The organism is Arthrobacter bambusae, assembly GCF_022606295.1.
GTDB lineage: Bacteria > Actinomycetota > Actinomycetes > Actinomycetales > Micrococcaceae > Arthrobacter > Arthrobacter bambusae_A.
In genome coordinates this window covers 1-1,426 of record NZ_JAHHZS010000096.1, presented here as the reverse complement: position 1 = coordinate 1,426, position 1,426 = coordinate 1, and the positions used below count along the sequence as shown (strand labels likewise).

The 1,426-nt window shown below is 61.9% G+C and carries 2 protein-coding genes; both read right to left on the bottom strand.

What is annotated here, in order from left to right; translation table 11 throughout:
* Positions 1-20: 20 nt before the first annotated feature.
* On the bottom strand, positions 21-1,031 hold the full coding sequence (locus KNN17_RS22250) for a DDE-type integrase/transposase/recombinase (RefSeq protein WP_241711093.1): 1,011 nt from the start codon (positions 1,029-1,031) through the stop codon (positions 21-23).
* Between the two features lie 20 nt (positions 1,032-1,051).
* On the bottom strand, positions 1,052-1,426 hold a 375-nt coding region (locus KNN17_RS22245; protein ID WP_241711091.1), incomplete at its 5' end, for a hypothetical protein.

Below are 1,426 nucleotides of genomic sequence, written 5' to 3'. Positions count from 1 at the left end.
AGTTGTCAAGCTGTGTGGAGTCACTGGGCTGGTTTTTGGGGTGTTTTGGTCTGGGGGAGGTTGATCCCGGCGTGTGTGGCGGGGGCCGGTGTGCTGGGTCGTTGGCGGAATCTTCCTGGGTGTAGTTCGTAGTAGTCCTGGTGGACTTTGTCTCGCTTGTTCCAGAGTTCTTTCCACGAGCCGTCGTGGACTTGTGATGGTGTGAACAGCGCGATGCCGGAGTGTTTGTGATCGGTGCTGTACCAATGCACGTAGCCGGTGAGGTACTCCCTGGCAGCCTTGAGATCGTCAAAGGTCCGGGGGTAGCCGGGCCGGTATTTCATCGTGCGAAACCCTGACTCCGAGAAGGGATTGTCGTTGGAGACGTACGGGCGGTTATGGCTGAGTTCCACGCCGTGGGCGGTGAGGGTCTCACGGAGCAGGTTTGATCTCATGGCCGGGCCTGAATCGGCATGCACGGTGTCCGGGGCGCCGTGCCGGGCGATGGCCGTCTTGAACATGTCCGCGGCGAGGTGGTCGGACTCGCGTTCCTCCACCCGCCAGCCGACGATCTGCCGGGAGAAGATGTCCATGATGGAGTACACCTTGAAAACCTTCCCCTGCCACTTGGAATAGACGTCGGTGATGTCCCAGGACCAGACCTGGCAGGGTCCGGAGGCCTTGAGCACCGGCTTCTCAAGAGAACCACGCGTGCCCCCACGCTTGCGCGGGATGGTTGGGCGGGCCTGCTGGTCCTCGTACTCTGCCGCGATCCGCCACCAGGTGCGGTTGGAGGCGAGCAGCACGCCGTTGTCCCAGGCCGTGGCGAAGGAATGGTCAACGGAGTTGCCCTTCTCCCAGCCGGCCAGGATGAGCCCCAGGATCCGGTCCTGATGTGCGGTGCTGATCCGGGATTCGTAGGCCCGGTCGCTCTGGTGGATCGGGTCCTGCACCGCAGGACGGGGATTGAACCGGTAATGCCAGGTCCCGCGCGACACGCCCGCAAGCACGAGCGCTGTCCGCTGGGAGCCGGTGATCACATGCAGCGCCAAGACCAGACTGTTCTCGGCCGCTATGAATCCTTCTGAGCGCTCGTCGGGGTTGTATCGGGCTCGGGCACGCTCAACTCGTGCAAGAGCCCGATAGCTTTTCCCAGCGCGGAATTCGTATCCTCCAGCTCCTGCACCCGCTTCTGGAGTTTTTCGACTTCGGCACGGTGGGCAGCCATTTCCTTCGCGCGTGCTTTTTCAAACGCGGAGAGCTCACGATTCGTTGGGACCATGCCTCCATGCTCCCGCGGAATCAGGCCACGGTCGATATCGCCCTGGACCATCATCTTGCGCCACCTGCGGAACGTCCATTCCGAAACCGACGTCGAGGCCAGCCACACCTTCCTCGTCCCGTGCGGCTGCAAATAGTACTCATGCATGAACTCACGGATCTCTTC